This window comes from Extensimonas vulgaris, assembly GCF_003337425.1.
GTDB lineage: Bacteria > Pseudomonadota > Gammaproteobacteria > Burkholderiales > Burkholderiaceae_C > Extensimonas > Extensimonas vulgaris.
The window spans coordinates 40,527-65,010 of sequence record NZ_QPJU01000002.1; the positions used below are offsets into that span (position 1 = coordinate 40,527).

Annotated in this window: 23 protein-coding genes; 8 read left to right on the forward strand and 15 right to left on the reverse strand. The window is 66.9% G+C overall.

Features of this window, described 5'->3' with window-relative positions; all coding sequences use genetic code 11:
- Window positions 1-9: 9 nt before the first annotated feature.
- From DFR45_RS03150 to DFR45_RS03180, 7 genes are read right to left on the reverse strand one after another with little or no spacing between them, the layout of a single operon-like run.
- Window positions 10-921, reverse strand: coding sequence for an acetaldehyde dehydrogenase (acetylating) (locus DFR45_RS03150; protein ID WP_114482251.1), 912 nt, complete (start codon window positions 919-921; stop codon window positions 10-12).
- A gap of 32 nt (window positions 922-953) precedes the next feature.
- Window positions 954-1,736 carry a 2-oxopent-4-enoate hydratase gene (gene dmpE, locus DFR45_RS03155; RefSeq protein WP_114482252.1) on the reverse strand — a complete coding sequence of 261 codons (783 nt, stop codon included), beginning with the start codon at window positions 1,734-1,736 and terminating at the stop codon, window positions 954-956.
- 14 nt (window positions 1,737-1,750) lie between these two features.
- Window positions 1,751-3,205 carry a 2-hydroxymuconic semialdehyde dehydrogenase gene (locus DFR45_RS03160; protein ID WP_114482253.1) on the reverse strand — a complete coding sequence of 485 codons (1,455 nt, stop codon included), beginning with the start codon at window positions 3,203-3,205 and terminating at the stop codon, window positions 1,751-1,753.
- Between the two features lie 32 nt (window positions 3,206-3,237).
- Complete coding sequence (locus DFR45_RS03165; protein ID WP_114482668.1) at window positions 3,238-3,669, reverse strand: GlcG/HbpS family heme-binding protein; 432 nt, start codon at window positions 3,667-3,669, stop codon at window positions 3,238-3,240.
- Window positions 3,670-3,683: 14 nt separating this feature from the next.
- On the reverse strand, window positions 3,684-4,628 hold the full coding sequence (locus DFR45_RS03170; protein ID WP_114482254.1) for a catechol 2,3-dioxygenase: 945 nt from the start codon (window positions 4,626-4,628) through the stop codon (window positions 3,684-3,686).
- A 1-nt stretch (window position 4,629) separates the two neighbouring features.
- A complete protein-coding gene (locus DFR45_RS03175) occupies window positions 4,630-5,076 on the reverse strand; it encodes a 2Fe-2S iron-sulfur cluster-binding protein (RefSeq protein WP_114482255.1) in 447 nt (148 codons plus the stop codon).
- Between the two features lie 26 nt (window positions 5,077-5,102).
- Window positions 5,103-5,945: an alpha/beta fold hydrolase gene (locus DFR45_RS03180; protein ID WP_114482256.1), complete on the reverse strand. Its 843-nt coding sequence runs from the start codon at window positions 5,943-5,945 to the stop codon at window positions 5,103-5,105.
- Window positions 5,946-6,318: 373 nt separating this feature from the next.
- Here DFR45_RS03180 and DFR45_RS03185 point away from each other — a divergent pair, with 373 nt between their 5' ends.
- Window positions 6,319-7,026: a GntR family transcriptional regulator gene (locus DFR45_RS03185; RefSeq protein WP_114482257.1), complete on the forward strand. Its 708-nt coding sequence runs from the start codon at window positions 6,319-6,321 to the stop codon at window positions 7,024-7,026.
- 442 nt (window positions 7,027-7,468) lie between these two features.
- Here DFR45_RS03185 and DFR45_RS03190 read toward each other — a convergent pair whose 3' ends face one another.
- From DFR45_RS03190 to DFR45_RS03225, 8 genes are all read right to left on the reverse strand, one after another.
- Entirely contained in the window at window positions 7,469-9,499 is a 2,031-nt protein-coding gene (locus tag DFR45_RS03190; protein ID WP_114482258.1) for a gamma-glutamyltransferase family protein, read from the reverse strand.
- A 53-nt stretch (window positions 9,500-9,552) separates the two neighbouring features.
- Window positions 9,553-10,458, reverse strand: a complete 906-nt coding sequence (locus tag DFR45_RS03195; RefSeq protein ID WP_114482669.1) for an aspartyl/asparaginyl beta-hydroxylase domain-containing protein — start codon at window positions 10,456-10,458, stop codon at window positions 9,553-9,555.
- Between the two features lie 153 nt (window positions 10,459-10,611).
- Window positions 10,612-11,469, reverse strand: coding sequence for a BUD32 family EKC/KEOPS complex subunit (locus tag DFR45_RS03200; RefSeq protein WP_114482259.1), 858 nt, complete (start codon window positions 11,467-11,469; stop codon window positions 10,612-10,614).
- Window positions 11,470-11,541: 72 nt separating this feature from the next.
- A complete protein-coding gene (locus tag DFR45_RS03205) occupies window positions 11,542-13,233 on the reverse strand; it encodes an FMN-binding glutamate synthase family protein (RefSeq protein ID WP_114482260.1) in 1,692 nt (563 codons plus the stop codon).
- Window positions 13,234-13,451: 218 nt separating this feature from the next.
- Window positions 13,452-15,740: a TonB-dependent receptor gene (locus DFR45_RS03210; RefSeq protein WP_114482261.1), complete on the reverse strand. Its 2,289-nt coding sequence runs from the start codon at window positions 15,738-15,740 to the stop codon at window positions 13,452-13,454.
- Window positions 15,741-15,847: 107 nt separating this feature from the next.
- Window positions 15,848-16,252, reverse strand: coding sequence for a DUF2946 domain-containing protein (locus tag DFR45_RS03215; protein ID WP_114482262.1), 405 nt, complete (start codon window positions 16,250-16,252; stop codon window positions 15,848-15,850).
- 28 nt (window positions 16,253-16,280) lie between these two features.
- On the reverse strand, window positions 16,281-16,847 hold the full coding sequence (locus DFR45_RS03220; RefSeq protein ID WP_114482263.1) for a CinA family protein: 567 nt from the start codon (window positions 16,845-16,847) through the stop codon (window positions 16,281-16,283).
- Window positions 16,844-17,383 carry a phosphatidylglycerophosphatase A family protein gene (locus tag DFR45_RS03225; RefSeq protein ID WP_114482264.1) on the reverse strand — a complete coding sequence of 180 codons (540 nt, stop codon included), beginning with the start codon at window positions 17,381-17,383 and terminating at the stop codon, window positions 16,844-16,846. Before DFR45_RS03225 ends, DFR45_RS03220 begins: the two co-directional genes overlap by 4 nt.
- A 616-nt stretch (window positions 17,384-17,999) precedes the next feature.
- Here DFR45_RS03225 and DFR45_RS03230 point away from each other — a divergent pair.
- The 7 genes from DFR45_RS03230 to DFR45_RS03260 all read left to right on the forward strand — a co-directional run bounded on the left by DFR45_RS03230 (window position 18,000) and on the right by DFR45_RS03260 (window position 24,474).
- Window positions 18,000-19,307: an aromatic ring-hydroxylating oxygenase subunit alpha gene (locus DFR45_RS03230; protein ID WP_114482265.1), complete on the forward strand. Its 1,308-nt coding sequence runs from the start codon at window positions 18,000-18,002 to the stop codon at window positions 19,305-19,307.
- Window positions 19,295-19,783, forward strand: a complete 489-nt coding sequence (locus DFR45_RS03235) for an aromatic-ring-hydroxylating dioxygenase subunit beta (protein WP_114482266.1) — start codon at window positions 19,295-19,297, stop codon at window positions 19,781-19,783. The genes DFR45_RS03230 and DFR45_RS03235 overlap by 13 nt, the downstream gene beginning before the upstream one ends.
- A gap of 14 nt (window positions 19,784-19,797) precedes the next feature.
- The gene (locus tag DFR45_RS03240) at window positions 19,798-20,709 is read left to right on the forward strand and encodes a VOC family protein (protein WP_114482267.1); all 912 of its coding nucleotides are present in this window, start codon (window positions 19,798-19,800) and stop codon (window positions 20,707-20,709) included.
- Window positions 20,706-21,506, forward strand: a complete 801-nt coding sequence (locus DFR45_RS03245) for an SDR family oxidoreductase (RefSeq protein ID WP_114482268.1) — start codon at window positions 20,706-20,708, stop codon at window positions 21,504-21,506. Before DFR45_RS03240 ends, DFR45_RS03245 begins: the two co-directional genes overlap by 4 nt.
- A 34-nt stretch (window positions 21,507-21,540) precedes the next feature.
- Window positions 21,541-22,299, forward strand: a complete 759-nt coding sequence (locus tag DFR45_RS03250) for a TetR/AcrR family transcriptional regulator (RefSeq protein WP_114482269.1) — start codon at window positions 21,541-21,543, stop codon at window positions 22,297-22,299.
- Window positions 22,296-23,324: an amidohydrolase family protein gene (locus tag DFR45_RS03255; RefSeq protein WP_114482270.1), complete on the forward strand. Its 1,029-nt coding sequence runs from the start codon at window positions 22,296-22,298 to the stop codon at window positions 23,322-23,324. The genes DFR45_RS03250 and DFR45_RS03255 overlap by 4 nt, the downstream gene beginning before the upstream one ends.
- Window positions 23,325-23,478: 154 nt before the next feature.
- On the forward strand, window positions 23,479-24,474 hold the full coding sequence (locus DFR45_RS03260; RefSeq protein ID WP_199755282.1) for a PdxA family dehydrogenase: 996 nt from the start codon (window positions 23,479-23,481) through the stop codon (window positions 24,472-24,474).
- Window positions 24,475-24,484: the final 10 nt, after the last annotated feature.

Genomic DNA, 24,484 nt, shown 5'->3' on the forward strand with positions numbered 1-24,484 from the left:
TGTGTCCCTTCAGGCGGCAACGGGTTCGAGGGTCAAGGCGCCGCTGAGGATTTCTTCGGCGAACATTTCGGCGGTGCGCGCGGCGGCGGCGGTCATGATGTCGAGGTTGCCCGCATACTTGGGCAGGTAGTCGCCCAGGCCCTCGACCTCGAGGAAGATCGAGACACGTTTGCCGTCGAACACCGGGCCGTTGACCAGCTTGTAGCCGGGCACGTACTGCTGCACTTCTTTGATCATGGCGTGGATGGATTCGGTGATCCTGGCCTGGTCGGGCTCGGTCTCGGTCAGGCAATGCACGGTGTCGCGCATGATCAGCGGCGGCTCGGCCGGGTTGATGATGATGATGGCCTTGCCCTTCTTGGCGCCGCCGACCTGCTCGATCGCCTTGGCCGTGGTGCGCGTGAATTCGTCGATGTTCTTGCGCGTGCCCGGCCCGGCCGAACGGCTCGAAACGGTGGCGACGATCTCGCCATAGGCCACGGGCTGCACGCGCGCCACGGCCGCCACCATGGGGATGGTGGCCTGGCCGCCGCAGGTGACCATGTTGACGTTCATCTCGCGCCGGCCCACGTGCTCGCGCAGGTTCACGGGCGGCACGCAAAAGGGCCCGATGGCCGCGGGCGTGAGGTCGATCATCAGGGCGCCCTCGGCGTTGACCTTGCGGCTGTTTTCGGGGTGCACGTAGGCGCTGGTGGCATCGAAAACGATTTGTACGCCGTCGGCCTTGATGTGCGGCACCAGGCCATCGACGCCTTCGGCGGTGGTCTTGATGCCCATCTCGCGGGCTTTTTTCAGACCGTCGGATTCGGGGTCTATGCCCACCATCCACACGGGCTCGAGCACTGGGCTGCGCTTGAGCTTGGCCAGCAAATCGGTGCCTATGTTGCCGGGGCCGATCACGGCACACTTGATTTTCTGCATGAAAACTCCGTCAATGAAAAATGAGATGGCGCTCAGCCAAAACGCACCGAGCAGCTGCCCAGGCCGCCGATGTGCACGGCAAAATGGTCGCCCGCCTGCGCGGGGCACATGGCGGCGAGCGCGCCCGAGAGCACGACTTCGCCGGCCTTGAGGCCGATTCCCAGGCGCCCCAGCGTGTTCGCGAGCCAGGCCACGGCGTTCACGGGCGAGCCCAGCGCCGCAGCACCCGCGCCGGTGGCGATGACCTCGCCGTTTTTCTCGAGCACCATGCCGCAGGTGATGAGGTCGATCTTGCGCGGATCGACCGCGGCGCTGCCGAGCACGAACACCCCGCACGAGGCGTTGTCGGCCACGGTGTCCTGGATCTTGATCTTCCAGTCACGGATGCGCGAATCGACGATCTCGAAGCACGGCATCACGAAGTCGGTCGCGGCCAGCACGTCGGCATTGCTCACGCCCGGGCCCATGAGGTCTTTCTTGAGCACGAAGGCGATCTCGCCTTCGGCCTTGGGCTGGATCAGCGAGGACATGGGGATGGTTTCGCCGTCGCTCACGATCATGCCGTCGAGCATGTAGCCGAAGTCCGGCTGGTACACGCCCAGCATGTTCATGACGGCCTGGCTCGTGACGCCGATCTTTTTGCCGACGATACGCTCGCCCTGTTCCAGGCGGCGGGCAATCATGCGCTGCTGGATGCGGTAGGCGTCTTCTACCGTAATGTCGGGGTGGCGGTTGGTCAGGGGCTCGACCGTGCGGCATTGGCGCAGCGCTTCATAAAGCTCGTCGCCCAGGGTTTCTATGCGTTGCTTGTCCATGCTGTGGGCCTTTGTCAAAGTTTGATGCAGACGTTTTTCAGCTCGGTATAGAACTCGAGCGAGTGCACCCCGCCCTCGCGCCCTATGCCCGACTGCTTGGCGCCGCCAAAGGGTGTGCGCAGGTCGCGCAGGAACCAGCTATTGACCCAGGCAAGACCCACTTCCATGCGCTGCGCCACGCGGTGCGCGCGCGCGAGGTCGCGCGTCCAGATGGCCGTGGCCAGGCCGTAGTCGTTGTCGTTGGCCTTGGCGAGCACCTCTTCTTCGCTGTCAAAGGGCGCGATGTGGCAGCAGGGGCCGAAAATTTCCTCCTTGAGCACGCGCGCCGTCTCGGGCAGGCCCGTCCAGATCGTCGGCTGCACCCAGCTGCCTCCCGCGAGCTCGCCCGGCATGTCGGGCACGCCGCCGCCCGTGACCAGCGTCGCGCCCTCTTCGAGCGCAAGGCGGTAGTACGACAGCACCTTGGCCTGGTGCTCTTTGCTGATCAGCGGCCCCATGTTGGTCGCGGCGTCTTCGGGGCGCCCAAGCTTGAGGCCTTCGGCGCCTTTTTTGAGCGCGGCGACGAAGCGCTCGAAAAGCGGCCGCTCGACATAGACGCGCTCGGTGCCCAGGCACACCTGGCCGCAATTGGCAAACACCGAGCGCATGGTGCCCTCGATGGCCGCGTCGAAGTCGCAGTCAGCGAACACGATGGCGGCATTCTTGCCGCCCATCTCCAGGCTGACGGGGCGCGCGCCCTTGGCGGCGGCCTTCATGATGACTTCGCCGGTGCGCGTTTCGCCGGTGAAGGTGATGGCGTTGACCTGCGGATGGCTGGTGACGTATTCGCCGGCCGAATCGGGGCCGAAGCCGTGCACCACGTTATAGACGCCGGGCGGGATGCCGGCCTCGTTCATGACCTCGCCGAGCAGCGCGGCGGTCTGCGGGGTTTCTTCGGAGGGCTTGACGACCACAGCATTACCGCACGCGAGCGCGGGGCCGACCTTCCAGGTCATGAGCAGCAGCGGCAGGTTCCAGGGGCAGATCACGCCGACCACGCCCACGGGGCTGCGGTATCCGTAGTTGATCGCGCCGCGCCCGTCGGGCGTGGCCGTTTCGAAAAATTCGGTGGGGACGTTTTTCACCACGTCCGCAAAAACCTTGAAGTTGGCCGCCCCGCGCGGGATGTCGATGTGGCTCGCCAGGCTGCGCGGCTTGCCGGTGTCCTCGCACTCGGCGGCCAGAAACTCCTCGAACCGGCGGTTGATCCCGTCGGCCACGGCGTACAGGCGTTCGACGCGCTCGGCCACGCTCATGCGACCCCAGGGGCCGCGCAAGGCCGCACGCGCTGCGGACACTGCGGCATCGACCTCGGCCTTGCCGGCCTCATGGACCTGCGCGATGACCTGGCCCGTGAGCGGCGAGCGCTTTTCGAAGGTTTTGCCGGTGGCGACGTAGGCACCGTCGATGAAATTCGAGATTTGCTTCATATCGAGGAGGGTTGCTGAAAAAACAAAGAGACCTATAGCCCTATCGCAGAAAGGCCGGCGCGCGCGCAGTCTTCGTCCTGCGCGGCCGAGCCGCCCGAGACGCCGATGCCGCCGATCAGCACACCGGCTTCGCGGATGGGCAAGCCCCCGCCAAAGACCACCAGGCGCGGGCGGTGCGGCAGGCCGATGCGCAGGGCTTCTTCGTCGCCGATCAGCTCGAACCACTGCGCCGTGGGCACGCCGAAGCTCGCCGCGGTGTAGGCCTTGTCGATGGCGATGTCGATCGAGTGCAGCGGCGCGCCGGGCATGCGCAAAAAGGCCATCAACAATCCTGCGGGGTCGGTGACGGCGACGTTGATGCGTATGCCAAGCGCCTGCGCATGCGCTACCGCCGCCTGCACGGCGGCGGCAGCGGCCTCGCAGGCGATGGCGCGCGTGCCCACGCTCAAGGTGGATTCAGCCATGGCGCGGGGCTGCATCAGGTATAGACGTCGGTGAAGGCTTCATACGCTTCGCCGGTGTGGTAGATGATGCCGCGCCACATCTCGTCGCCCGTCCAGGTGGTGACGGGGCGGTCGGGCTGCGACAGGTAGCCCAGGCCCGAGAAGGTTTCGTTGCGGTTGCCGCTCGGGTCGAAGAAATAGATGGTGGTGCCGCGCGTGACGCCATGGCGCGTGGGCGGCAGGTCCACCTTGACCTTGTTCTTGGCCATCACGTCGGCGGCCTTGAGCACGTCGGCCCAGTCTTCGAGGTAGAAGGCGATGTGGTGCAGCCCCATGCGCGGGCCGCCGACGAAGGCGATGTCGTGCGGCGTGTTCGAGCGCGACAGCCAGGTTGCGGCCTGGATGCTGTTGTCGGGCCCGACCATGATCTGCTCGACCAGCTTGAAGTCCAGGCATTCGGTGGCGAACTTGGTGGTTTCGGCGACCTTGTTCACACCCGCTTCAGGGTTGAGCTCGCACATCAGCAGTGCGTGGTCGAGCCAGTGCACGCCCGCGCCCGTGATGTTGTCGGGCCAGGGGTCGGGGTTGACCGTGCCGACCTCCGTGCCCACGTATTCCTTCATGGCGTACAGGCGCATGTCGTGTCCGCTGGGCAGCTGGAATTGCAGCATGCGCCCGGTGGCAGGCAGCGTGCCTTCGGGCAGCATCTGGGTTTTGATGCCGTAGGCCTCGATGCGCTGTTGCAAGGCGTCGAGGTCGGCATCGTTTTCGACTTTGTACGCGATGTGTTCCATGCCCGCCTGGTCGGAGGGCGTGAGGATCAGCGAGTATTTGTCCCACTCGTCCCAGCACTTGAGATAGACATTGCCTTGCTTGTCTTCCATGGTTTTCTTGAGGCCCAGCACTTTTTCATAGTGCTTGACGGCCGCGGCCATGTCCATCACCCGCAGGTTGACGTGGCCGATTCGCATGATGCCCATTTCATGTCTCCTTGACATTTGCAGTTGCACAATCTGACGCGCCGAGCTTTGCCACGCCAGCACTCCACGAAAACCCCGGGGCTTTGCCCAGGGCCTTTTTCAGCTTGCCCAGCACTTCGACCTCAACGTTCGCACGCGGTGCCACGCGACAGGCAAGACATATCCCTTCAAGCTCCTCTGCGGCGCTGACATGCGCCCGGCTCATGGGGCCGACAAGGTGCACGTTACCCGCTTTCACCTTGACCTTGCAGACGCCGCAGCCGCCGCCCAGGCAACCCACCGGGATGCCCTTGCGACCTGTGCGTGCCATGCCCTGCAGCAGGGTTTCGGTTTCTGCGCAGGCATACCACGCCTCCTGCGTGGACTCCGCCGCCGTTTGCGCAATGCACACCCAATGCCGGCCGGCGCCAGCGGGCGGGATGGGAGGTGGTGCGGGTTTCGTGCTCATGGCAGCGTTCTTTGGGTGCGGCAGCGTCAGGCAGCGTCGGCTTCAGCGAGGAAATTTCCGACCAACTGGATGAAACGCTTGGCATGCTCGATTTGGGTCCAGTGCCCGCAGCGGCCGAACACGTGCAGTTGCGAGCGTGAGATCCATTGCGACAGCCGGATGGAGTTGCTCACGGGGATCACCTGGTCTTCGCGCCCATGAATGATCAGTGCCTCGTGCGGCAGCGCGCGGATGTCTTCTTCCTTGCTCGCCAGGGCTTCGACCCAGCGCTGGCGCGGCGCGGGGAACATGGACGCATAGGACTCCTGAAAGCCGGGCTGGATACTGGCCTCGTAGCGCAGCCGTGCAAGTTCGTCGTTCACCAGATTGCGGTCATAGGCGAACCAATCCATCACCTTGCGCATGTTTTCGAACGATGGGGTGTAGCCCCAGATCGCATCGAGCGCGGGCGTGATCTCGAACGGCACCCCGGCCGCGCCCATGAGCACGAGCCGACGCACGCGCTGCGGATGGCGTATGGCCAGAGCCAGCGACAAGGCGCCGCCGAAGGAGTTGCCCACCAGGTCCACCTGCGGCAGACCCAGCGCGTCCATCAGCCCCACGGCTTGCTTCACCCAGTTGTCCATCGAATACACGGCGCCTGCAGGGCGCTCGGTGAAGCCAAAACCTGCCATGTCCGGGGCGATGACGCGCCGCTCCTTGGCGAGTTCGGGCATGACGAGGCGCCAGTTGGCCCAGGCACTGACGCCGGGGCCGGAGCCATGGATCAGCATCACCGGAAAGCCCTGGCCCATGTCGTGGTAGTTGGTGCGCAGCCCGGCTGCGACGATGCTCTTGCCGATTTCAGGAGAAGAAGGAGTGGTCGTCATGAGAAGTGTGGCGTCAAGATGGTGAACAGAGGGGCGAACAACGCGGGAAAATTAAGAGGCTATCGCGCGGCACGTCGCAGAACGGCGCGCACGCAGCAGGGTGAGGCCGGAGATTCAGTGTCAATGTCGATATTTTCACCTATCGAACGATAGGTGAAAGCCGGTGAAAACCCTTATTTTTCTCGAGATTTTTACTGCATACAATCTTCCTGGCTGATCCTGGGGTATCAAAAGCGCGCGTTTTTCAACGTTTTCCCGACGTGCGCGCGGCCCGCGGAGCCTGTCGGACTTTGGAGTCGTCGGCTGGCGCACCTTTTCGCTTTCGACGCCCAAAGTCCGGCAGCCTCCTAGCACATTTTCCAAACACGCCACCATGAACCTTGCCGACGTCGATGCCATCGAAGAACTGGAGCTGGAAGACCAGCCGCGCACGCTGATCGAAGCCACGTACCGCCAGTTGCGGCGTGACATCGTCGAGGGGCGGCTTGCCGCGGGCGAGAAGCTGCGTGTCGAACACCTCAAGTCCTGCTACGACGTGAGCTCGGGCACTTTGCGCGAGGCGCTTGCGCTGCTCATTTCCGATTCGCTGGTGGTGGCGCAAGGGCAGCGCGGCTTTCGTGTTGCGCCCATGTCGCTGGCCGACCTGGAAGACCTGACGCGCATGCGCATCCTGCTCGAATGCGAGGCTTTGCGCGAGAGCATGGCGCAAGGCACGGACGACTGGGAGGCCGACATCGTCAGCGCCTTTCACAAGCTGACGCTTGCCGAGCAGCGCCTGCGCACCGATCCGCGCGCCGCCTTTGACGACTGGGAAGCCTGCAACCGGCAGTTCCACGAGGCGCTGGTAGGGGCGTGCAAGTCAGCGCGGCTGCTCAAGACACGGCGTTTGCTGTACCAGCAGTCCGAACGCTACCGCCGCATGTCCGTGGTCAAGGGCCCGCCACCGGCCGAGGTGCATGAGGAGCACCGGGCGATTTTCGAGGCCGTGCTCGCACGCAAGGCAGACGATGCCGTGGCCTTGCTGACGGCACACACACACCGCGCCCATGCGGTGATCAAAAAGGCCGGGCTGTTGCAGTAAGCGCCGGGCTGCGACCAGATTGTTCATGCGGATGGGCTCTAGCAGCCTGTCGGACTTTGGGCGTCGATAGCGAGAAGGCGCCCCGGCGAGGCCAGTTTTTGCCGGATTCGCAGCCCCATAGCGGGACTATGGGGCAAGAAGACGGTAAAAAATGGGCCGCTGCGGCGCATTCGCAGCCGACGATTCCAAAGTCCGACAGGCTGCTAGTGCAGTGTTCGACGCTATCTGCGACATAAAACCGCGTCTTTTCGGCCTGGGCCGCGTTGCAAATCCTCGCGATACCACCCGGTATCGCTGCGGTTTGCGCCTTGCCCAGACCAAAAATCCATCGGTTTTATTTGTCGCATCAAGCATCAAACACTACACTAGCAGCCCCAATGACCGGCAGACGTCCGCCAACGCCCGCGTAGGTGCGCAGCACCGCCTAATGGACAATCTGGGTTCAACGTGCGCCATCCCCGAGTGCTACGCCCTCGCGCCGCGGGTCGGCGCTGCCTTCGAGCACGGGGCGGCCGCGGTAGCGCGTGCGCACGATGGTCGCGATACCGCTGCTTTGCGCCCTGAGGTCGACCTGGTGGCCACGTGCGCGCAGGCCGCGCACGAGCGCATCGGCGTCACCCGCCAGGCCGCCCGGCGGGGCCGAGGTGCTCACGTTCGGGTGCTCGCCGCCGACATAGGTCACGGGGCTGTTGGCGGCGCCGAAGTCGATCATGGCCGTGGCCTGCTGTGCCGAAAGGCCCCAGTCGAGCGCGCCCACCAGCGTTTTGCTCACGTACTGGATGATCGCCGCGCCGCCGGGCGAGCCCGTGGCGAGCATGAAGTCGCCCATGGAGCCGTCGGGCTTTTTGCGGAACACGAGCGTGGGCGCCATCGAGCTGCGCGGGCGCTTGCCGCCTTGCACGCGGTTCGCGATCGGGCCGTGCGCGTCGCGCGGCAGCACGGAAAAGTCGGTGAGTTCGTTGTTCAGCAAAAAACCGTGCGTCATGCGAAACGAGCCCATGCTGCTTTCGATGCTGCTCGTCATGCTGACCACGTTGCCGCGCGCATCGACCACGGTGATCTGCGTCGTGCCTTTGCCCTCGGCGCTGCTTGAACCCATTTTTGGCACCTGGGCAAACTCGCCGGGCTGCGCCGTGCCCATGCTGCGGTTGGGGGCGATCAGGCCGGCGCGTTCGCGCAGATAGTTTTTGTCCAGAAGTCCTTCGGGCAGCGGCACGAAGTCGGGGTCGGCGATGTAGCGGTTGCGGTCGGCGTAGGCCAGGCGTTCGGCCTCGGTGATCCAGTGCACGGCCTGCGCCTGCGGTTGGCCGCCGAGCGCGTCGAGCGCGGTGGGGGGCAGGGCGGGCAGGTCGAAGTTTTCCAAAATGCCCAGCGTCGCGGCCACGGTGATGCCGCCCGACGAGGGTGCGCCCATGCCGCAGACCCAGTAGGCGCGGTAAGTGGTGCAGACGGGCGTGCGGTGCAGCGCGCGGTAGCGGGCGAGGTCGTCGACAGTGGTCAGGCCCGGCGTGATCGGCACGGCCGGCTGGCCGCCGCGCGTGAGGTGGATTTTTTGCACGATGCCCGCTGCGATGGAGCCGCTGTAGAAAGCGTCCACGCCATCGTGCGCGAGCGTCTGCAGCGTGGCCGCGTAGGCCGGGTTGCGCAGCAGGCTGCCGCGCGCTTTGGGGCTGCCGTCGGGCTGCAGAAAATACGTGGCCGCCTCGGGGTCGGTGTGCAGCAGCGCCTGGGCGCTGGCAATCGCGTCGGCCAGACGGCCGCCGATGGCAAAGCCATGCGCGGCGATATCGATCGCGGGCTGCAGCAGCTGCGGCCAGGGCAGGCGCCCGTGGTCTTGGTAGGCGAGCTCGAGCATGCGCAGCACGCCGGGCGTGCCCACCGAGCGCCCGCTCTGGCGCAGCGCGTTGAATGAGGATGGCGCCTCGGGCGCGCCGTTGACGGGCGCGGGCGGGCTTTGATTGCTCTCGTTTATATAGCGCAGGTAGTCCTCGGTGGCTGCGGCTGGGGCGGTTTCGCGCCCGTCGTAGGAGGTAACGGTTTTGCGCCGCGCATCGTAGTGCAGCAAAAAAGCCCCGCCGCCCAGGCCCGAGGACTGCGGCTCGACCAGGCCCAGCACCATTTGCGCGGCCACGGCCGCATCGACGGCCGAGCCGCCGCGCTGCAGGATGGCGCAGCCGGCCTGCGCCGCGATCGGATGCGCCGCCACGACCATGAAGCGGCGCGCGCGCACGAGCGGCTTGGCGCGGTAGCCCGAGGCGGGCTCGGGCACGCCGGGCGCTACGTTGGGCGAGGCGCGGGGCTGGTCAATGCGTGTGCCGGTGTCCGCAGCCTCATCGGTAGCGCTGTACGCGCTGCAGGGTGCGAGGGTGCCTGGTTTGGTGAGGTCGCGCGCCTGCGCTGTACCTGTCGCAAGGCACGCCAGGGCGAGCCAGAAGGCAGGCTTGCGCAGGAGGACGAGTGTGGTGACAGACATGGCGCGGCGCTTGGTGGATGGTGCGTGCGGCGCGCGGTGTACGGCGGGCGCGCTCAGAGGTAGATGATGAACGCCACCAGGGCGATGATCAGGCCGTACTTGATGACGTAATACAGCGGCTTGCTGAAGCTCTTGAGCCGGCGCCGGTATTGCCCCGCGTACCAGAAGATGCGGAAGATCTTGTTGATGACGCCGGTCTTGTCGCCGGTGTCGTTGGGCGAGGCCGCGGCGCTCAGCAGCGTGCGGCCCAGCCAGCGGTTCACGGCCTGGGCCCAGCGGTATTTCATGGGGCGTTCGAGGTCGCAAAACAGGATCAGGCGGTTGCGCTCGGTGCCGTTGATGGCCCAGTGCAAAAAGGTTTCGTCGAACACGAAGCCCTCGCCGTCGTGCCAGGCGTGGCGCTCGCCGTTGACCTCGATGAAGCAGCGCTCGTCGTTGGGCGTGGCCAGGCCCAGGTGGTAGCGCAGCGAGCCGCCGAACGGGTCGCGGTGAATGTTGAGCTTGCCGCCCGGCGGCAGCTCGGCAAACATCGCGGCCTTGACGCCGGGGATGTCGCGCAGCAGCGCCACGGTCTTGGGGCACAGGGCCGCGGCCGAGGGCGGGCTGACTTCGTACCACCTGAGGTAAAAGCGCTTCCAGCCGTTTTTGAAAAACGAGTTGAAGCCCGCGTCGTCGTTCTTGTCGGTGCCGCGGATGCGCCCCTGCTCGCGCAGCGCCAGCGCCTCGTCGCGGATCATCTCCCAGTGGTCGGCGATGGTCTGCAGGCCGGGAAAGTAGCTGGTGGGCAGGTAGGCGTCGCGCGTGGGCACGGCCGAAAAGGCGTAGAGAAAGACGTTGATCGGCGCGACGAACGAGGAGTGGTCGAACAGCTGGCGCATGAACGGCAACCGCGTGCGCCCGCGAAAATGCACGTACAGCACGCAGGCCAGAAAAAGCCCCACGATGGCCCATTTGACGATGCTTGCCCCATTCAGGTCCATATCCCACTCTCCATCCATTGACGTCACTGCCGCGCCTGCCCTGTGGCGGTTGCACGCGGCAAACGCGCATTGTGCCGGCAAGCGCATGCCCTGTTCATGCGCGCAGGCATGGTTTTTGACGCAGGGCAAGCCTCAGCTTCCCGCAGACGTGCTCTTTGCCGCGCCGTAGGTCAGCAAGTCGTAGGCCGCGCGCACCCGCTGCAGGTCGCGCCCCAGGCTGCGGCTTGGCGGCAGCAGGCGCAGCCAGTGCAGGCGCGGCAGGTCGGTTTGTAGTGCGGCCTGCATCGCGGGGCTGCTGTGCGCGAGCCAGTCCGCCCACAGCGCATGGCCGGCGCCGAGGGCACCGCTTTCGACCAGGTAAATGGCGCAGGAGTGCGCATAGTGCAGCGCATCGCGCGCCTGGCACAGCGGCAGCGGCAGCACGGCGGCCGGGTCTTCCTCGAAGTCGAGGAAACCGACCACGCCGTCGCTGCAGCGCACCATGTTGCGTGCAAAGGCCTGGCTCAGGCAGGCGCCCGCGGCGTGCACCTGGGCGAGCGCCTGCAGGCCCTGCTGCCAGATCGTGAGGATGGCCTGCGGGTCGCGCGCAGCGTCCATCTCATCGATCAGCGTGCCGCGCGTGGCGAGGTTTTGCATCAGAAAGCCCTCGGGCTCGGCGGCCAGCACCTGCGGCACGCGCAGGCCCAGCGCGTGCAGTGTGCGCAGGCGGCGCACTTCGGTGGCGATGGCCTGCTGGCCGCCCGGATTCGGCACGGGTTGCAGCGCCGCCAGGCGCAGCGTGCGCGCCGCCAGACCGAGCAAGCGGTAGCGCCATATGCTGTGCGGCGTGCCGGCTTTTTTCAGCCACACGCGCTCGCCGTCGAGCTCATACGGCACGACGTTGCCCGTCTGCCGCGGCAGCTGCGTGCGCAAGAAGGCGGCGTAGGTCTCGGGCGGGTGGGCGGGGGCAGCAAAAACCGTAGCGGCAGTGGTAGCAAACAAGGGCGTCATGCGGCAAAAAGCATGCAAAAGAGCCGAGCGTAGCGCATGCACTCGCCCGCGCGCTGCAGCGGTGCCAAAAAGCTACCGCTGCTGCGTCGGCCCAAAGCTGTGCGCGTCGGCCATGGGCCAATACCGGCGGTAGAGGTTGGGCAGTGCGTCGAGCGCACCGGGTGCGGTGTCGAGCAGTGCGCCCGGCTGCAGCGGCGTGAGCAGGCGCGCCAGCGGGCGCACCTCGGTGGCGCTGATGCGGCGCACGATGTGCTCGGCCGTGATCTCGCTCGGGTGCGACAGGCCCGCGGCCTGCAGCAGCGCCTTGAGAGCGTGCAACGTGCTGCGGTGCAGCTGCGCCACGCGCTGGGCCTTGTCGGGCACGACCAGCGCGCGCTGGCGCCGCGCGTCCTGCGTGGCCACGCCCGTGGGGCAGCGGCCGGTGTGGCAGCTTTGCGCCTGCACGCAGCCCAGCGCCATCATGAAGCCGCGCGCCGAATTGCACCAGTCCGCGCCCAGCGCCAGCATGCGCGCAAGGTCGAAGGCCGACACCACCTTGCCCGCGCAGCCTATGCGCACGCGCTCGCGCAGGTTCAGGCCCACAAGCGTGTTGTGCACCAGTTGCAGGCCCTCTTGCAGCGGCGTGCCCACGTGGTCGCTGAACTCGACCGGCGCCGCGCCCGTGCCGCCCTCGGCGCCATCGACGGTGATGAAGTCGGGCGTGATGCCGGTCTCGCGCATGGCCTTGGCGATGGCGAACCACTCCCACGGGTGGCCTATGCACAGTTTGAAGCCCGTGGGCTTGCCGCCCGAGAGCATGCGCAGCCGCGCGACGAACTGCAGCAGTTCGATGGGCGTGGCAAACGCGCTGTGGCTGGGCGGCGAGATGCAGTCTTGCCACGCGGGCACGCCGCGCGCCTCGGCGATCTCGGGCGTGACCTTGGGGCCCAGCAGCATGCCGCCCTGGCCGGGTTTGGCGCCCTGGCTGAGCTTGATTTCGATCATCTTGACCTGCGGCGCGCGCGCCTGCTCGGCAAAGCGATCGGGGTTGAAGCTGCCGTCGGCGTTGCGGCAGCCGAAGTAGCCCGAGGCGATCTCCCACACCAGGTCGCCGCCGTGCACGCGGTGGTAGCGCGAGATCGAGCCCTCGCCCGTGTCGTGCGCAAAGCCGCCGATCTTCGCGCCCTGGTTGAGCGCAAGAATCGCGTTGGCCGAGAGTGCGCCAAAGCTCATCGCCGAGATGTTGAACACGCTCATCGCGTACGGCTGCGTGCAGGGGCTGACCGAGGGCGAGGGCTGCTGCGGCGTGCCGCCGACCCAGACGCGAAAGTCGTGCGAATCTATGCGCGTGGGCGCGAGCGAGTGGTTGATCCATTCGTAGCCGCTGTCGCTCACGTCGAGCAGGGTGCCGAAGGGGCGGTTGTCGGGCTCACCCTTGGCGCGCTGATAGACCAGCGAGCGCTGCGCGCGCGAAAAAGGCTCGGCCTCGCGGTCACCCTCGATGAAATACTGGCGGATTTCGGGGCGGATGGTTTCGAGCAGATAGCGCAGGTGCCCGATGATGGGATAGTTGCGCAAGATGGCGTGGTGCGGCTGGATCAGGTCATAGAGGCCCAGCAGCACCAGCAGCGCACACAGCGCGAGCGCTGCGCCCGTGGGCCAGCCCAGCGCAAGCCCGCCCTGCACGCGCTGCACGGCCACCACGCCCGCCCACAGCAGGGCGAGCGCGCACAGCAGCAGTGCGGTGTAGCGGATCGGGAACAGCGTGGGCAGGGGTTTTTGCATGGGGCTGGCAGAAAGAGTGGTGGGCTCTTGGCCATCATAAAAGCCCCTGAGGTCCGATGCTCCCGCCAGCGTAGATGCCCTTGGATACCGTGCAGTGAAAGACCGCGGATGCTTTCATAAAGATAGCTTTTCATGCTTTTTTACCGCGGGTTTTAGCCCGATTCGATCAAAAAAGGCCGCACGCGGCGGCCTTGCGAGGTGACGGCGCTGCCCGCGCGTCAGAAGTCCACGGTCAGGCCCGCGTAGATCGAGCGCCCCATGCCGGGCACGCCGGTGCCCCAGAGTGTGGTGCCGGCTTTTTCCTTGTTCATCGACATGGTCGTGCCCTGGCCCAGGTAGGCACCGCCGAGCGGCTGGTAGTAGAGCTTGTCGAACAGATTTTCGATGCCGAAGTCCACGCGCACGTTTTTCCAGCGGTAGCTCGAACGCAGATTGAAGAGCGCGTAGCCGGGCGTTTGCAGCTCGTTGCGCACGTCAGACACCTGCGACTTGCGCTTGACCATCTGCAGTTCGAGCCCACTGCTCCAGCTGTCGTACTGGTGCGTGAGCGTCAGCTTGGCGTTGAGCGGCATGATGTTGTAGAGGTGGTCGCCCGTGTCGCGGTTCTTGCCGTTGGTGTAGTTGAGCAAGCCAAGCAGCCCGAAGCGCCCGAAGTCGGTCTTGGCCAGCGGCATCTTGCCCGAAAGATCCAGCCCATACAGGCGCGCGCTCTGGTTGGCGTAGCGCAGGACGACGAACTGGTTGCGCAGGGGCATCGTCGCGGGGGCGTTGCCCATGGCGCTCCACTGCACCGCGTCGATGAAGTTGTTCACACGCGAGTAGTAGGGCGTGGCCTTGAACTCCCACTCGCGGTCGGCGGCGTGCAGGTCGAACGTGGCCGAGAAGGTGTGCGCCATCTCGTGCTGCAGGTTGGGGTTGCCGAAGTAGCCGTTGCCGTCGCCCACAAAGTTATTCATCCCTGCGGCCATGCCCATGCTGGACCAGGAATAGCGTTCGTAGAGGTTGGGCGAGCGCGTCTTGAAGGCGTAGCCGAATTCCACGCTGCGCGTGGTGTCGGGCGTGTAGCGCGCGATGGCGGCGAGGTTCCAGTTGTCGTCGCTGCGGCTGCGGTCGCTCGTGTTGAAGGCGGTGGTGCTGTACATCATGTTGTAGCCCTGCACATTGCCAGCGTCCGTTTTCACGTGCTCGTAGCGTGCGCCGACCAGGGCCATCCACTGCGCGTCGATCTGGCGCTCCCATTCGCCGAACAGGCCGATGCGGTCGCGCTTGCCATCGTTGATGTTCCAGAAGGTGTTGGGCCACATGCCGCCGCCCGATGGGGGCCACCAGTCGTCGAGGCGGTAGTTTTGCAGCTCGCCGCCTACGCGCAGCAGGTCGCGCGGGCCCATGTCTATGCTGGCCTTGAGCGACGCACCGGTGTTTTTGCTTTGCGTGTACATGGGCATGCCCGCCGCGCAGGTCGAGCCGATGGGGGAGCAGGGGTAGCCCGTGAAGGGCACGGCGCCGCCCGAGGCGCTGCCGTACCAGTAGCGCTTGTCGTCGCCAAAGTCCATGTAATGATCGACCTTCTCGTGGTAGGCGCGTGCCTCGAGCGCGCCCCAGTCGAACTGGCCCAGGTAGCGCAGGTTGATGCGGTGCTGCGTGTTGTCGAGCATGTCCATGCGCTGGTTCGGGTACAGCTGGTAGGGGACGTCCTGGAACCCGAGCTTGGCCTCGACGAGCTGGCCGCTGCCGCGCCAGGCGACGCCGAGCTCGTGGTTGCGCGTCTCGTAAGCCGTGGAGCCGACCTCGTCGCGCGCCAGCGTGTGGCCCGGGCGGCCCGTGGCGTCGTAGTTCTTGAAGTCGCCGCCGGCCTTGTAGTTGTCGGATTGCGCGATCGAGCCCGCGTAGGTGATGTTGAACGTCTCGGTGGCGTAGGTGGCGCGCAGGTTGGCGCCCGCGGCATCGCCGTTGCTGCGGTAGTGCGTGCCGGCCTGGCCCGTGGTGAGGCTGCCCGTGCCGGGCGCGGCGAACACCGGCGGCGGCGGATCGACGATGATCGCGCCGCCGATCGCGTCGCCACCCACGCTCACGGGCACGATGCCGGCATAGACCTGCATGCTGCCCACGTTGCTCGGGTCGATGTACGACAGCGGCGGGTTCATGTGGTTGGGGCAGGCGGCCATCAGGTCCATGCCGTCGAGCTTGATGCGCAGCCGGTCGTCGGCCAGGCCGTGGATCACGGGCAGGCTGGAGACGCCGCCGGCGCCGTACAGGCTCACGCCCGGCACGTCGCGCAGCAGGCTCGCGGTGTCGCTCGTGGCGGCGCGCAGCGCGGGCAGGTCTTGGGGCTCGGCGGGCGTGGCGACGGTGCGCGCCTCTTTGGGCGCGGTCACGGTGACCTGCGGCAGGCGCGGCGTCGATTTTTCCGGCGCTTCTTGCGCCTCCTGGGCGGCGACGGCCTGGCAGACCGCCGCAGCGATCAGGCCGAGCGCCAGACGCTCGGCTTTGGGGGGACGGGTTTTCATCGAATTCTCCTGAACATGAACGACTTTCACCGGCGCCGACACGGCGCCGGAAAGCAAACAGGCAGGGCCTTGCGCGCGCAGCGCATGCCTGCGGTGATACGGAGGGGTCAGGAGAAAACGGGAGGTGCGCGCGTGCGGTGCGCGCGCAGCGGCTCGTGCGCGCGCGGCGCCTGCGCGGCAGGGCCCTGCGGCGGGGCTTGCGCCGGCACGGCGCTGAAAACGATGGGCCCGGTTGCGGGCGGCAGCGCGGGCGTGTGGCCGTGCAGCACGCACAGCGGGCAGTGCGCCAGCGCCAGCAGCGCGTCGGGGCTTTGCGGCGCGGCCGGATCGGGCACGCCCGCATGCACGGTGCCCATGGCGCTGCACACCTGCTCGCCCCAGGGCAGCGCGTCGAGCGCGGCCCGGGACTGCGCCCAGGCCGACAGCAGCGGCGCGCCCAGGTTCCACAGCAGCGCGCACAAGGCCAGCCACGCGCCCAAGCGCTGGAGCCGAGTGTTGCGCAATGCCGTCATGGTGGGTTACCGATCTGCGGGTTTGCGCTCAGTCCAAGGCCGCGAGCCGCCCGGCCAGCCAGCCGAGCGCGTGCTGCACCGTGGCGGCGCGTATCTGTGCGCGTGTAGTCAGGCCGTCCGCGGCGAAGTGCCGTACTTCGCTGTGCAGCAACGGCGGCTGCCCGGTCGTGGCGCCGGGCAGACACCAGCCGAACCACACCGTGCCTACGGGCTTGTCGGCGCTGCCGCCGCTCGGGCCCGCGACGCCGGTGACGGCGAGGCTCAGCTGCGCGTGCGCATGCGCCAGCGCGCCGCCGGCCATGGCGCGCACCACGGGCTCGCTCACGGCGCCGTGGCGCGCGATCAGCGCCGCGTCCACGCCCAGCAGCTCGCTCTTGGCGGCGTTCGAATAGCTCACGAAGCCGCGCTCGAACCATTGGCTCGAACCCGCAAGCTCGGTGCAGGCCGCGGCGATCAGCCCGCCCGTGCAACTCTCGGCCGTGGCGAGCATCCAGCCGCGCCGCAGCAACTGCGCAGAAATAATGCTCAAAACAGGCTCTAGCGCAGATAAATCAAGCGCTGGAAGCTCTTGTTTTATGAGTTCCGAGGCGCTCATGCGAAGAACCTCCAGAGCGCGATCACGAGCAGCGTGCAAAACGCCGCCACCAGGTCGTCCCACAAAATACCGAAGCCGCCGCGCCAGCCCAGGCCCTTGCACACGCGGTCGGCCCAGCCCACAGGGCCGGGCTTGGCGGCGTCGAAAAAGCGAAACAGCACGAAGGCCCAGAACTGCCCCCAGCCGCCCATCGGCATGGCTAGCCACAGCACCAGCCAGAACGCCACGATCTCGTCCCAGACCACGGCGGGCGGGTCGGCCACGCCCAGGTGCCGCGCCGTGAGCGTGCAGGCCCACCAGCCGAGCACGGCGCTCGCGGCGATCAAGAGGCCGATCTGCATAGTGCCCAGCCACTGCTGCAGCACCAGGTAGCTGAGCCAGGCCCAGAACGTGCCCACCGTGCCCGGCGCAACGCGGCTCAGCCCCGCACCTGCGCCCAGCGCGACGAAGTGCGCCGGATGCAGCAACAAAAAGCCTACGTCGGGGCGCAAGACCCGGCGCGCTGCGGTGGCTGGCGTTGGCGAAGCGGGGCTCATTCCAAAGGGGCGTAGCAAATCTGGAGAAAACGCACGGTGAAGATTGCCGCGCAAGGAAACGCAAAGTGTAACGGCCGCAGCCACGCAAATGCCGGCGCACGGCGGCCGCATTGGCTGCGACAAGCGATAAACCCAGATGGTCCATTCGGCGGTGCTGCGCACCTACGCGGGCGTTGGCGGACGTCTGCCGGTCAATTCGGCCGCGGCCTCGGCGTCCATGGCTCGGGCCATGGACTTCTCACCCGCGACCAAGCTGCCACGCCAGCCGCCTCGCCACCATCCCGCGTCCTAATGAACAATCTGGGATAAAAGACATGGCTTACGCAAATCGTGGTCTGTCAAGGCGGTCGCCCCGTGGCAACACAGCCCCGCTGCATCCTTGTGGGCGCAAGTTCAGAAAAAATCTCAAGATAACCTAGGGTTATCCTTAATAAGCCATCTGTCGATATTTTGCGAAACTCTTGCTGGCTGGGGCGCTGAGCGCAACCGGACAAACGCTGGAGCGCTTGCCAAGTCAAAAACAGACTGTCCTGTTTGTTTTTTGATCTGGTGCTGTCGCGCCATTCCCCGGGCCCCTGGGAGGCCCGGGTATTCACGCAGAAGAAAGAGGAGACAGATGCAAGACCTTTCGCAACGTATCCACCTGCTGGTGGACCCCGCGCGCCAGCGCTTCAAGGTGCCGCGCGCGTCCTTCGTCGATCCCGAGGTCATGGCGGCCGAGCGCCAGGCGATTTTCGACCGCTGCTGGCTGTACCTGGGCCACGCCTCCGAGATTGCCGCGCCGGGGCAGTTCGTGACGCGCACCGTGGCCGGCCGGCGCCTGATCTTCAACCGCGACACCGACGGGCGCATCAACGCGCTCATGAACACCTGCCCGCACCGCGGCGCCACGGTGTGCCGCGAGCGCTCGGGCACGGCCAAGAACTTTTTGTGCTTCTACCACGGCTGGGTGTTCCACTCGACGGGCAAGCTGCGCGAGCAGCCCGGCCAGGCGGCGTACGCGCCGGACTTCAACGCGCAAGGCGGCGCCGACCTGACGCCCGCGCCGCGCCATGAGGAATACCGCGGCTTTCACTTCGTCTCGTTCGACAAGGACATCGTCGACCTGCCCACCTACCTGGGCCAGGCGCGCGAATACATCGACCTCGTGGCCGATCAGTCCGAAGCCGGCATGACCATCGTCGGCGGCACGCAGGAGTACAGCATGCGTGCGAATTGGAAGCTGCTGGTCGAAAACAGCATCGACGGCTACCACGCCGCCACCACGCACGCCACCTACCTCGACTACCTCAAAGGCACGGCCGGCGCGCTCGCTGCCGTGGGCATTGAAGGTGTGGGGCGCGACCTGGGCAACGGCCACGGCGTGATCGAATACTCCGCGCCCTGGGGCCGCCCGATCGGGCAGTGGATCCCGGCCTGGGGCGAGCAGGGCAAGGCCGACATCGACAGGATCATCGCGCGCCTGACCGAACGCTTCGGCGCCGAACGCGCGCAGCGCATCGCGTTCAAGAATCGCAATCTGCTGATCTTCCCGAACCTGATCATCAACGACATCATGGCGATCACGGTGCGCACGTTTTACCCGCTCGCACCGGATCACCTGCACGTGAACGCCTGGGCGCTCGCGCCGGCCGAAGAAAGCGATTGGGCGCGCAAGTCGCGCCTCGAAAACTTCCTCGAATTTTTGGGGCCGGGCGGCTTTGCGACCCCCGACGACGTCGAAGCGCTGCAGCAATGCCAGGCGGGTTTCAACAACCTGCAGGAAGTGCCCTGGAACGACATCTCCAAGGGCATGGGCAAGCCGCAGCCCGCCGCGGACGACGAGATTCAGATGCGCGTCTTCTGGACCGAATGGCACAAGCGCCTGAGCCGTTTGAACCAGGCCCAGCAGAAAAATGAAGGAGGCAGCCCATGCAAAACCTGACCCGCTCCGAAGTCGAGGACTTCCTCTACCACGAAGCCGCGCTGCTCGACGACTGGCGGCTCGACGAATGGCTCGCGCTCTTCACTGCCGATGCGCGCTACGAGGTGCCCGCCACCGACCTGCCGCGTGACGCCAACCCCGCCAGCAGCCTGTTTTACATCGCCGACGACGCCTTCCGGCTCAGCGAGCGCGTGAAGCGCCTGAACAAGAAGATGGCCGTCTCCGAGCAGCCGCGCTCCAAGACGCGCCACATCGTGAGCAACGTGCGCATTCTCGCGCGCAGCGCCGACAGCGCCCAGGTCAACGCCGCCTTCGTCACCTACCGCAGCAAGGACGGCTTCACCGACACCTACGTGGGCAGCACCGACTACACGCTGGTGCGCGGCGCCGACGGTGCGCTCAAGATTCGCAGCAAGCGCTGCGTGCTCGACCTCGAATCGCTGCGTCCGCAAGGGCGCGTGAGCATCCTGCTGTAAGAAAGAGCACCGCCATGAGCATCCCCTTTCGCTACCGCAAGCTCGGCTACGTGGCCTTGAATGTCACCGACGTCGAGCGCTCGACCAAGTTTTATACCGAACTCGTGGGGCTGGACCTCACCGAGCGCGTGCCCGGCGGGCCGGCGTTTTTGCGCTGCAGCACCGACCACCACAACATGGTGCTCTACCCGGCCGCGGCGCCGGGCGTCAAGCGCGTGGGCTTCGAGCTCGAAAGCCGCGCCGAGCTCGAACATGCGCGCAAGCACCTCGAAAGCCTGGGCCTGGCCGTGCACGACATCAGCGCCGAGGAGCGTGCCCTGCTGCGCCAGGGCGACGGCCTGCGCTTCGTCGAGCCGCACTCGGGCCTGACCATGGAGCTTTACACGCGCATGCAGCAGATGGCCGTGCCGTTCCAGCAGCGCCTGACCAAGATTGCGCGCCTGGGGCATGTGGTGCTCTCGGTCGAGCGCTTTGACGAGATGGCGGCGTTTTTGCACGCGCAACTGGGTTTTGCGATTTCGGACTTCGTCGAAGGGCACTTTGCCTTCATGCGCTGCCAGCCCAATCCGTTGCACCACAGCTTCGCGATCGGGCGCTCGCAAGGCGGCAACCACCTGAACCACGTGAACTTCATGGTCAGCGATATCGACGACATCGGCCGCGCCATGAACCGCATGCAGAAGGCCGACATTCCCATCGTCTTCGGCCCCGGCCGCCACATGCCCTCGGGCAGCATCTTTCTGTATTTCCTCGACCCCGACGGCATGACCATCGAATACAGCTTCGGCATGGAGGAGTTCCCCGAAAAAGGCGCCCGCGAGCCGCGCATGCTCGAGCCGCACCCACTCGCGCTCGACACCTGGGGCAGTCTGCCCAAGCCGGCTTTCGGCAAGGTGGGGCAGATCGAACGGCAGGAGGCGGCATGAACGCGGGCACATCTTCAGGGCAGGACTGGGCTTTCAAGGCACAGCCGCATGCAGGCCGCGTGGCCGTGGTCACGGGCGCGGCGCGCGGCATAGGGCTCGAAATCGCGCTGCGCCTGGCGCGCGACGGCGCCCGCCTGGCGCTTGCCGACGCCGATGCCGCGGGGCTCGAAGCCAGCGCGGCCAAGGTGCGCGCCACCGGCGCCGAGGTCATCACCGCCGCGGGCGACCTGTCGCTCGAAGCCACGGCCGAGGCGCTGATGCAGGCCACGCGCGACGCCTTCGGGCGCATAGACATCCTCGTGAACAACGCGGGCGGCGGGGTGATCCTGCCCTTTCTCGAGCACACGCCGCAGACGCTCAAGCAGACCATAGACCGCAACCTCTGGACGGTGCTGTGGTGCTGCCGCGCGGCCCTGCCGACCATGCAAAAGCAGCGCTACGGGCGCGTCATCATCATCGGCGCGGACTCGGTCATGAGCGGCCTGTGGGCGCACGCCGCTTACAACGCGGCCAAGGGCGGCGCGCACGGCCTGACCACGGGCCTGGCGCGCGAGTTTGCACGCGACGGCATCACCGTGAACACGGTCGCCCCCTGCGCCGTGCGCACGCCGCAGCTCGAAGAGATCGCCGCAAAAGACCCGGCGCTGGTCGAGCGCTTCGTCAGCATCATCCCCATGGGGCGCGCGGCCGAGATGGCCGAGGTTGCGTCCATGGTCAGCTACGTGGCCTCGCCCGAGGCGGCTTTCGTGACCGGGCAGGTGATCAGCGTCAACGGCGGCAGCACCATGCGCGGCTAGCCCACCGAGCGCACGCTCTTTTTTCGCACACACCATGCCCGCCAAGCAAACGCCCGAAATCCCCGCAGCGGCACCCCGCAAGCCACGGGGCACAGCCCAAAAGCCGCGCCGCACGCAGGCGATGCGCAGCGACGAGACGCGCGGGCGCATCCTCGACGCGGCCTTCGCGGTGCTCAAGGAGCGCGGCTTTGCCGGGCTCACGACGCCCGAAGTCGCGCAGCGCGCCGGGGTGTCGCGCGGGGCGCTGGTGCACCACTTCCCGAGCAAGCTCGAACTCGTCGCCGCTGCCATGGAGCACGTGTTTGGCATCGCGCTCGCCGACGGCCTGCGCCTGGCCGAGAGCGCGCGGCATTCGGGCAACCCGGCCGAGGCGCTGCTCAAGGACACGCAGGCGTTTTACTTCAGCGACTGCTTTGCCGTGGGGCTGGACATGCTGCTCGCCGGCGGCAAGGACCCGGCCCTGAAGGACACCGCCGTGGCCGTGGTGCACAACTACCGCCGTCCGGTCGAGCGGCAGTGGCTCGCGGTGATCGAGGAGCTGGGCCTGAGCCCCGAGCTCAGCGAAGACCTGCTGCTGCTCACCGTGAGCCTGGTGCGCGGCCTGGGTGTGCGCCACTTGTGGGCGCCAGACCCCGCGCAGGTGCAGCGCCTGCTGCGCCTGTGGGTGGAGATTCTCGGCAGCTACCTCGCACACCGTCAGCCCACCTCGCGCGCCGCGCAGCCCTGCGGCCCGTCGGAGCCCTCCGCAACCCCGCCCGAACCCCAGCCTGCCCGCAGGCCCCCCGCCGTATGAGCACTTTTGCAAGCATGGACGTGCACACGCACGTCGTTCCGGCCGAATTCCCGCCCTACCTGGGGCGGCGCCTGGGCGTGCGCTGGCCCAGCATGGCCGATGCCCAGCCCTGCCACAAGCACGTGATGCTGGACGGCAAGGTCTATCGCACCGTGTCGCACCAGTGCTGGGACTGCCAGGTGCGCCTGGCCGACATGGACGCCATGCAGGTCGGCCAGCAGGTGCTGTCGCCCATGCCCGAGCTGCTGTCGTACTGGCTGGAGGGCGCTGACGCGCAGGTACTCACGCGCTTTTTGAACGAGCGCATCGCGGCCATGGTGCAGCAGGCGCCGGCGCGCTTCGTCGGCCTGGGCGCCGTGCCCTTGCAGGACGTGGAGCGCGCGATCGACGAGCTCGACCATGCCGTGCACCAGTGCGGCCTTGCAGGCGTGGAGATCGGCAGCAACATCGACGGCGTGAGCATTGGCGACGCGCGCTTCGAGCCGTTTTTTGCGGCGGCCGAGCGCTGGGGTGCAGCCATCTTCGTGCACGCGCTGCGCCCTGCGGGCATGGACAGGCTGGTCGGCCCGCCCATCTTGGAGCAGGCGCTTGCCTTTCCGGGCGAGGTGGGTCTGGCGGCGGCATCGCTATTGACCGGCGGCACGCTCGCGCGCCATCCGCGCCTGCGCATCGCCTTCAGCCACGGCGGCGGCACGCTCGCGCAACTGCTGCCGCGCCTGCAGCACGCCTGGGAGCAGTTCGCGCCGCTGCAGCAGGCCATGCCCGTGGCGCCGCGCACGGCGGCGCGCAGCATGTTTTACGACGACCTGGTGTATGACGCGGCCGGCATCGCATTTTTGATCGAGAGTTTTGGCCTGGGCCAGCTCATGCTGGGCAGCGACTACCCGTTCGCGATCATGGACAAAGACCCGGTGGGCCGCATCGCGGCGCTGCCGCTGGACGCCGCCGCGCAGCAGGCGCTGCGCCTGGGCAACGCCTTGCGCTGGCTTGGACGCACGCCTGCAGAGGAGCCTAAAAACGGGTAATTTTTGCAATCAAAAAAAGAGCTTCTCGCGCTTTCCATTAAAGCGCAAGATGCCAAATTGACCACCTATTTTTTGCAATGAATTCAATAGCAAACGCCACGCCGCTGAAGCATGCGTTTTTGTTCTTTTGCTGTACCGACTTTTGGAGATTGCCGTGATTTCTGCCAACCAAGCCGCTGAGCTACCGCGCGTAGGCGTCATGATCGGCGACCCTTGCGGCGTGGGCCCCGAGGTGCTGCTCAAATCCTGGGCAAGCGGCCGGCTGCAGGCGGTGTGCCAACCCGTCGCCATCGGCAGCGCCGCGGTGCTGCAGCAGACTGCGGCGCAGCTCGGCTTGCGCGTGCCCGTGCGCACCGTCGCTGCGCCCGAAGAAGTGCGCGGCGGCGCCGACGCGCTCGAAGTGCTCGACTCGGGCGCGCTCGACCCGGCGCTGGTCACGCCCGGGCGCGACAACGAAGCCTGCGGGCGCGCCTCGGCAGTCTGGCTCGACGAGGCCGACGCCTTTGCGCGCGCGGGCCGGCTGCAGGCCACCGTCATGGCGCCCATCAGTTCGGTGGCCATGGACATGGCGGGCGTACTCGACCGCGTGGTGCAGGCCAAGCCGGGCGAAAGCTACCTGCTGCTGGTCTCGGGGCCGCTGCGCGTGGCGCACCTCACCGACCACGTGCTGCTGCGCGACGTGTCCGGGCTCATCACGGCCGAGCTCATCGAGTCCGCCGTGCACACGCTGCACGAGGTGCTGCGCCGCTGGGGCCTCGCGCACCCGCGCATCGCGGTGGCGGGCTTCAACCCGCACGCCAAGGGCCCCGAAGAAGAGCGCATGCTGCCCGGCATCGTGCGCGCGCAGGCCGCGGGCCTGGACGTGAGCGGCCCGATCAGCCCCGACACCGTGTTTCGCCACTGCATCGAGGGGCGCTACGACATCGTGCTCGCGATGTACCACGACCAGGGCCACATCGCGATCAAGACTGCGGCCTTCGCGGGCAACGTGGCGGTGGTCGTGGGCCCGCCCTACCCGCACGTGACGGTGGCGCACGGCACGGCCTACGACATCGTGGGCCGCGGCGTGGCCGACCACTCGATGTTGCTCAACGCCATCCTCACCGCCGCCTCGCTCGCCGCGGGGCGCGGCTTTCCGGCGCTTGTGTGAGCGCGTCGGC